We start from the raw sequence: 6,449 nt of genomic DNA, 5'->3' as shown, positions 1-6,449 counted from the left end.
GTGGGCGCGGACGGTTTCGAACCGCCGACATCTGCTTTGTAAGAACCCGTAAAGTAACGCCGTGTGATTCCCAGAACATTCTAGATCTTCCGAGAACTTCGCTGACCTGCGAAAACGGGAACCTTCTAGAACTTTCGAGAACATTCGGGGGGGGATTGTGGCATCCACGCGGCATCCGTGTGGCATCGCCCCTCACGACACCGCCCGCAACGGGCGGCCCTTGACCAGCGCCGCCCGCACTTCCTCGACAAGGTCGGGCCCCGCGTGCTGGTACAACCACGTCACCCTGCCCCCGCGCTCGTGCCCCATGATGACCTGGACGTCCTTCTCCGGGACGCCTGCATCCTTCAGCCGGGTAGCGAACGTATGCCTCAGGTCGTGGACGCGTGGCCAGAACTCCTTGCGCCCGGTCTCCGCGTTGGTGACCTCTCGTGCCAGGCCGGCGGCCTTGATGGCCGGGATCCAGTGGCGCCTGAAGTTCGGCCGCGTCAGTGCGCCACCCTGCGGTCCGCGGAACACCAGCTCCTCGGTGTGCAGGTCTTCGCCGTCCCCGATGGGCGATTCGCTGGTGTCCGGCGCCCACTTGTCGAGCATCGTCTGCGCGGCCGCCACGGCGGCCGGCGTGAGGGGTACGGTACGGAATCCTGCGCGCGACTTCGGCGCCGCCTTCCGCCGAATCTTGCCGCGGTCATCGATGAGAACTTCCTTGACCTTCACCGTGGCGCTGCCGAGGTCCAGGTTGCAGGCCCGCAGGCCGGTGTACTCACCCCACCGCATCCCGGTCTCCTCGGCGAACACTACAAGGGGCATGTAGTAGTCGGTGAGGTGTTCCCGAATCAGGTCGCACTGAGCCGCGGTGGGCGGGATCATCTCGTCGGGGTGCCGGGCCGGCGCCGGGGAAACCTCAATGTCGGTGCACGGGTTGAGGGTGATCCGGCGGTCGCGGAGCGCAGCAACCATCATGTGTCGCAGCAGCTCCAGAACCTTCTTCTGCGTGGCGTGGCCCTTCACCTCGTTCGTGATCCAGTCCTGAACCTGGATCCACGTGATGCTGTTGAGCTTGCGCTTGCCCCACTTCGGCTGGACGTGCACGGTCCACGCGCTCAGCTTCCGGTTCCTCGTCGTGACCGACTTGACCTTCACGGTCGGCCACCAGATCTCGTACCAGGCATCCACAGTGATGGCACCCCGTTTGGGGTCCTGGTACGTACCCTCACGGACCTGAGTGCGCACCTTGTCGAGGTGCGCCTGCGCTTCCTTCTGCGTAGGGAAGGCAGGGCCGCACTGCTTCCCGTCCGGGTCGCGGTATCGAGCCTGCCAGGAACCAATGCAGTCGCGGCGCGGCCTGCGTGCGCCATGCTTCTCAGCCGGGTACTTCTCCAGGCACAGCTTGCAGCCGCACCCCTTTTCTCTGAGCTGTCGTGGGTTGTTGGCTGTTCTACGCGCCATGGGCCATCACCTTCGTCCGCTGGTAGGGAATGCGGGGGGTCAGGTCGAGCGACTCCCCGCAGTAGCAGACTGCACCGAACGAACCCTGTGGCACCCCGAGTTCGGTGAGAACCGCCCGAGCGGCGATGTACATACGGGACCGGTCAAGGCCAGGCGGCAAGGCGATGATTTGAGCGGCCGGGTCGAAGATCGGGACCGAGCCGGGCACAGCGAAACGAATGCGGATGCACATGCGGACCCCCGGATACGCAGGCAGAAGGGAACCTGGGCGCCGAAGGGGGAGGGCATCGGCAATGCGACTGACCGTACCTCCACTTGGTGGAATATGCGACTACCAACGGGCGTGTTGACGTGCATCCACGACTGGGAGTAATGGAGTCCGGTTTACAGGGTGGACCGGTTGTGCTCGTTGAGCGCCCGGAGCTCCAGCTCCTTGATCTCCTGCTGCTCCGCGGTGAGCCCGCGGAACAGCTCAAGGAGGCGCTCCTCGGCGGCCGGCGCGAGCGGGCCTGGCGTCTTCCGACCCGTGGCGGCGAAGATCTCATCTTCGCTGAACTTCGGGAACTCGCGCGCGATGGCGCGGAGCTTCTCGGGGTTGGGGCCTCGCCCGGTGCCGCGCTTGCGGTGGACCCAGTTGTTCACGGTGGCGGCAGACACGCCGATGCGCCGCGCGATCTCGCTCTCGCTGACGCCGTACTCGTCCTTCAGGCGCGCGAGTAGCTGCGCGAGGTCTTCGGGGGTCGTCGCATCCTCGTTGGCCACGGCCCCAGAGTGCCCCCTGACCTCTACTTTTCGCAAGTAAAAGTAGAGGCGCGTCGTGGCACATAACCTCCCCGTTACGCGCCTACGCGTGTGTCATATGCGCCCACCATAGAACGCATATTCGAATCATGCCGCCGCTTCGACGGAACAGGCCACCCCGTGGAGCTTCTCGAAAGTTCCCGAAAGTTCTCATTGACAGAGCTTGCCAGTAACTATAGAAATGTCACAGCGCCTCAGCCGAGGGCACCGCACCAACCGCACGAGGTACACCCATGCCAAAGGTGGTCCGCAAGGGCAACGGCCAGCCACTTCGCGACGAAATGAAGCGACAGGGCCTGACCCTCGACGAACTCTCCACGAAAACCCGCCGGGTCGATCCGGATGGGCGGGGAGTGAGCCCGGCCGCGATTGGGCGCCTCACCGGACAAGGGCGCACTGCACGGAACCGCTGCGAGCTGACCACGGCGTGGCTCATCACCGAAGGGCTCGACGCCCGGATGCACGAGCTTTTCAGCATGCCCATACGTTCAACCGTTACTGACGAAAGGTCAAGGATCGATGCCGAAGAAAAGTGACCGTCTCGCCGCCCTCCCGGCCGGCCTCGTCCCCCTGCTGTCCAAGCCGCAGCTGGAGACGTACTACGGCGTTTCCGGCTGGCAGGTCGACAAGTGGATGGGGATGGGAATGCCGTTCCGCCCCTTCGCTGGGCGGCAGACGCGGTTCGACCTCGCGGACGTCGAGGCGTGGATGGCGGAGAACGACCCGGCCTGCGGCGACCCGAAGCTCCTCGCCGCGTCCGCCTGATCAACCGAAGCGGGGCCGCTCAGACCATGCCCGGTCCGGCGACCCCTCGGCAGTCCCCAACCCAACAGAAATCGAGGACACCGTGAATACCAATCCTACTGACGAGATCGGCGCCCGACTGGCGGCGATCAGCGACAACCGAACCGCTGTCGAGACGCTCCTGGGATACGCGGATCTGCCGGCGCCGACGGTCATTTCCCGCCCGGAGGCCGTGTATGTGTCGGTCGCCGACGCTGACGACCTGCTGCCGTGGCTGAACCTGCTCGGCGGCGTGGTGCGCAAGGCGCCCTCGTTCGACGGGCTGGTGCTGTGGTCTTTGACCACGTTCACGCCGCCCGGGAGCAGTGGTGTGCGGGTGCCGGTGCGTGTGTCGGTGTCGGTGCCGACTGGCGAGACGCTGATGCACGAGATCGTTTCGGCGGTGGCGGCATGAGCACGACGCCTGACGACCGTACGCCTGTGACCGGCCCGTTCCGGATCTCCGTCGATGCCACCCCGTCCGGGGTCGCCCTCGACATGACGCACTACCTGTCGACGCTGGTCCTTGCTCTCGCGGAGGCTGCCGCCGAGGACGGCCAGTCCCTGCTCGACGACCTCCAGAACGTCGCCGATCTGGACCGGTCCGCCCGGCACCAGGGCTCTGACTCGCACGCCACTCACGAGCGGGACGAGGCGGTGCAGGACCTGCTTGACGAGCTGGTCGATGGTGGCACGGTTCCGGTGTACGGCGGGCAGGTGCTGCGGCTGGTCGGGGCTCTGCGTCGTGCTGTGGCTCCGCGCCCGGTGCCGTCGCAGCGGGAAGCGGGTGCGGCATGACCGCCCCGATGACGCCGGACCGCGAGCAGGAGATCCGCACGCTCGACCTGCTGGAGCTGATGTCTGACCGCGTAGCGCCGGTGATCAGTGGTCACCTTGCGGCGCTGCTTGCCGAGGTGGACCGGCTGCGGGCCGAGTCCTCTCAGCTGTCCACCGACCTGACCGGCGCCTGCCTCGGTCGGTGGGAGGAGGAGCAGGAGACCGCACGGATGCGGCTGGCGCTGGAGTCGGCGCGTCGCGGGCGGCGTGAACTCCGGGCCCGGGTCTCGCAGCTGGAAAACTCCGCCGCGCTGGCGGAGGAGGACTACGGCCGGATTGTCCGTGGCGCCTGCCTGGTCGAGAGCCAGCTGCGGGCCCGGATCACCGAGCTGGAGGCGGCGCAGCGCTGCCCGTCGCAGATGACCACGTCTCTCGGTACGTCGCAGTGTGCGCTTCCTGTGCGGCACCGGGGCGATCACCGCAACGCCGTGAGCAACCACTACTGGTCTGACGAGTACGCCGACGCTGCCCGCGTGCAGCCGTCCGTCACCGCCGCCCCGGCCGAGGACCCGCACGACTCCCCGCTGCGCCACAACTCCGCGCCCGACGGCGACCTGCCCGAGGCCACGCCCGACTCCCCGTGGGAGCGGGCGGTGGCCGGGCTGAACGCCCTGGTCGACGCCGGTGTCGACTTCCACGTCGAGCCGGACGGTCACATTTCCGCGCCGTTCAGTGACGAGCACATCGAGTGGGACCTGCGATCCCGCCGCTGGGTGCTCACCCACGACGACGAGGACGGTGCCCTGTGAGCGCCGCCGACCACCTGCGTGAGGCCATCGACTTCGGGTGTACCCGCGACGACCACGACCACGTCGCGATGCACCGCGCCGAGGTGCTGAACGAGGCTGCCGACAACCTGGTCGCCGCGTGCCCGGAGCACGGTGATGCGGAAGAGGCGTGGATGGACTGCCCGTGCGAGTTCGCCGACGAGCTGCGCCTCATGGCCGCTGTTGCCGGTAGCGCGGGGCAGTTGGCCCGGTTCGAAGACGCCCATCGCGCCCTTCAGGGGGTTCGTCCCGTTGGAGAGATCAAGTTCGCCGGGTACGAGCCGGTGCCCTTGTCCGGCTGGGATCTCACCGAGCTCGCCCCGGACTTCTACGGCAACGTCTACATGCAGATCGGCGGCTGGCTTCCCGAGGGCTGGCCGCGCGAGGAGATGCCGGGCGGTACTGCACAGATGGAGTACGCGCACCTTCACGGCGAGGCGGTTCCCCGGGATCTGAACGTGCAGGTCTCGGTGAAGGGGTACGGCGGCCCGCGGCGCTTCATCAAGGTCCAGTGGCGCAAGGACGGTGCCCTGTGAGCGCCGCTGACCGTCTCGCCCTGCTGCGCCACGCAGTCCAGGACGACCAGGGCGAGTGGACCACGGACCGCGTGCGGGACCTGTGCCGGGCCCGTGAGTATGCCGCCCCGTTCCGGCGGACGGCACGCCAGGACCTCGCCGTACTCGCCAAGCAGGGGCTGCTGGTCCTCGACGACACCGATCGCGGGCGCCGGGTGTTCCGGCCGGCCCGAACGAATGGGGGCTCGTCGTGAGCGACCGCCCGTCCACGTTCGGCGGGACCTGGACCCGCGCTCAGCAGGACGGCATCGGCCGGTCCCGCCGCGAGGTGCAGGACCGCGCGTCCTTCGACCACGCGCCTGCCGCCGGTGCTTCCTGCCTCCTCATCCTCGCCCTCCCCCTCCTCGGGCTGGCCGTGCTGGCCGCCCTGATCAGCACCACCGGAGTGATCGCGTGACCAACCCCAAGCACGCGCAGGACACCCCGCAGGGCCGGTACTACACCGACCCTGCGGGGGGCCCCGCCCTTGTCTCCGTCACCAACGTCCTCGACACCGCCGTCAACAAGCGCGCGCTGATCCCGTGGGGCGTGAAGGTCACCGTCGAGTACATCCTCGACAACTGGCGGGCCGTCGCCTCCCGCGTCATCACGGACCGCGCCGCCCTCACCCGCGAGATCAAGGCCATCCACCGTGAGGTGAAGGAGACGGCGGGCAACCTCGGCGACCGCATTCACGCGGCGGCCGAAGCTCACGTCCTTGGCGCCCCTGTCGCGGACGACCCCGAAGTGGCCCCGTACCTCGCCCAGCTCATCCGGTGGCTGGCCTTGTGGTCTGTCGACCTCACCACGCACATCGAGGCCACCGAGATCACCGTGTTCCACCGCCGCCTCGGCTACGCCGGAACCGCGGACCTTCTGATCTGGCTGCCCACCGGGCCGGACGGGGTCATGGAGCTGTGGCTCATCGACTACAAGACGTCCGCCACCCGGTCCGCCAAGTCGGTCTACCCGGAGAACACGCTCCAGTTGGCCGCCCTGCGGTACGCGGAGACCGTGCTCCTCCCCGACGACACCGACGCCGCCATGCCGCCCATCCAGCGGACCGGCGTCCTCAACCTCCGCGCCAAGTCGCATGCCCTGGTGGAGATGCCCGCCGGCCGCGACGCCCACGCCGCGTTCCGTGGCCTGCTCCAGGGCGCCCGCTGGCTGCACGACGCGCCGTCCACGTACCCCGCTCTCCTCGCCCCGGGCCAGACCGAGCCCGCGCGTAGGCGCACTACCCGAAAGGCAGCCTGAC

At 68.0% G+C, this 6,449-nt stretch carries 11 protein-coding genes; 9 read left to right on the top strand and 2 right to left on the bottom strand.

Features of this window, described 5'->3' with window-relative positions; translation table 11 throughout:
* Window positions 1–192 precede the first annotated feature (192 nt).
* Together ACIRJP_RS33745 and ACIRJP_RS33740 are read right to left on the bottom strand one after the other, a co-directional pair.
* Window positions 193–1,449, bottom strand: coding sequence for a tyrosine-type recombinase/integrase (locus tag ACIRJP_RS33745; RefSeq protein ID WP_404182592.1), 1,257 nt, complete (start codon window positions 1,447–1,449; stop codon window positions 193–195).
* Between the two features lie 384 nt (window positions 1,450–1,833).
* Window positions 1,834–2,211, bottom strand: a complete 378-nt coding sequence (locus tag ACIRJP_RS33740) for a helix-turn-helix domain-containing protein (protein ID WP_404182589.1) — start codon at window positions 2,209–2,211, stop codon at window positions 1,834–1,836.
* A gap of 272 nt (window positions 2,212–2,483) precedes the next feature.
* Here ACIRJP_RS33740 and ACIRJP_RS33735 point away from each other — a divergent pair, with 272 nt between their 5' ends.
* The 9 genes from ACIRJP_RS33735 (at window position 2,484) to ACIRJP_RS33695 (ending at window position 6,448) form a co-directional block, all read left to right on the top strand.
* Window positions 2,484–2,786, top strand: coding sequence for an XRE family transcriptional regulator (locus ACIRJP_RS33735; RefSeq protein WP_404182586.1), 303 nt, complete (start codon window positions 2,484–2,486; stop codon window positions 2,784–2,786).
* Window positions 2,770–3,015 carry a hypothetical protein gene (locus tag ACIRJP_RS33730; RefSeq protein ID WP_329821245.1) on the top strand — a complete coding sequence of 82 codons (246 nt, stop codon included), beginning with the start codon at window positions 2,770–2,772 and terminating at the stop codon, window positions 3,013–3,015. The genes ACIRJP_RS33735 and ACIRJP_RS33730 overlap by 17 nt, the downstream gene beginning before the upstream one ends.
* Window positions 3,016–3,097: 82 nt before the next feature.
* Window positions 3,098–3,448: a hypothetical protein gene (locus ACIRJP_RS33725; RefSeq protein WP_404182583.1), complete on the top strand. Its 351-nt coding sequence runs from the start codon at window positions 3,098–3,100 to the stop codon at window positions 3,446–3,448.
* Window positions 3,445–3,831 carry a hypothetical protein gene (locus ACIRJP_RS33720; protein ID WP_404182580.1) on the top strand — a complete coding sequence of 129 codons (387 nt, stop codon included), beginning with the start codon at window positions 3,445–3,447 and terminating at the stop codon, window positions 3,829–3,831. Before ACIRJP_RS33725 ends, ACIRJP_RS33720 begins: the two co-directional genes overlap by 4 nt.
* Window positions 3,828–4,619 carry a hypothetical protein gene (locus ACIRJP_RS33715; protein WP_404182577.1) on the top strand — a complete coding sequence of 264 codons (792 nt, stop codon included), beginning with the start codon at window positions 3,828–3,830 and terminating at the stop codon, window positions 4,617–4,619. The genes ACIRJP_RS33720 and ACIRJP_RS33715 overlap by 4 nt, the downstream gene beginning before the upstream one ends.
* Entirely contained in the window at window positions 4,616–5,173 is a 558-nt protein-coding gene (locus tag ACIRJP_RS33710; RefSeq protein ID WP_404182574.1) for a hypothetical protein, read from the top strand. Before ACIRJP_RS33715 ends, ACIRJP_RS33710 begins: the two co-directional genes overlap by 4 nt.
* Window positions 5,170–5,406: a hypothetical protein gene (locus ACIRJP_RS33705; protein ID WP_404182571.1), complete on the top strand. Its 237-nt coding sequence runs from the start codon at window positions 5,170–5,172 to the stop codon at window positions 5,404–5,406. The genes ACIRJP_RS33710 and ACIRJP_RS33705 overlap by 4 nt, the downstream gene beginning before the upstream one ends.
* On the top strand, window positions 5,403–5,609 hold the full coding sequence (locus ACIRJP_RS33700; RefSeq protein ID WP_404182568.1) for a hypothetical protein: 207 nt from the start codon (window positions 5,403–5,405) through the stop codon (window positions 5,607–5,609). Before ACIRJP_RS33705 ends, ACIRJP_RS33700 begins: the two co-directional genes overlap by 4 nt.
* Complete coding sequence (locus ACIRJP_RS33695; RefSeq protein WP_404182565.1) at window positions 5,606–6,448, top strand: hypothetical protein; 843 nt, start codon at window positions 5,606–5,608, stop codon at window positions 6,446–6,448. The genes ACIRJP_RS33700 and ACIRJP_RS33695 overlap by 4 nt, the downstream gene beginning before the upstream one ends.
* Window position 6,449: the final 1 nt, after the last annotated feature.

The organism is Streptomyces sp. NPDC102437 (assembly GCF_044765565.1).
Lineage (GTDB): Bacteria > Actinomycetota > Actinomycetes > Streptomycetales > Streptomycetaceae > Streptomyces.
Note: the sequence above shows the minus strand (reverse complement) of the source record. Positions and strands in the feature narration are given on the sequence as shown.

Coding starts and splice junctions, on each gene's coding strand:
- ACIRJP_RS33720 (WP_404182580.1), top strand. CDS start 3,445: ATGAGCACGACGCCTGACGACCGTACGCCTGTGACCGGCCCGTTCCGG.
- ACIRJP_RS33730 (WP_329821245.1), top strand. CDS start 2,770: ATGCCGAAGAAAAGTGACCGTCTCGCCGCCCTCCCGGCCGGCCTCGTC.
- ACIRJP_RS33715 (WP_404182577.1), top strand. CDS start 3,828: ATGACCGCCCCGATGACGCCGGACCGCGAGCAGGAGATCCGCACGCTC.
- ACIRJP_RS33745 (WP_404182592.1), bottom strand. CDS start 1,449: ATGGCGCGTAGAACAGCCAACAACCCACGACAGCTCAGAGAAAAGGGG.
- ACIRJP_RS33735 (WP_404182586.1), top strand. CDS start 2,484: ATGCCAAAGGTGGTCCGCAAGGGCAACGGCCAGCCACTTCGCGACGAA.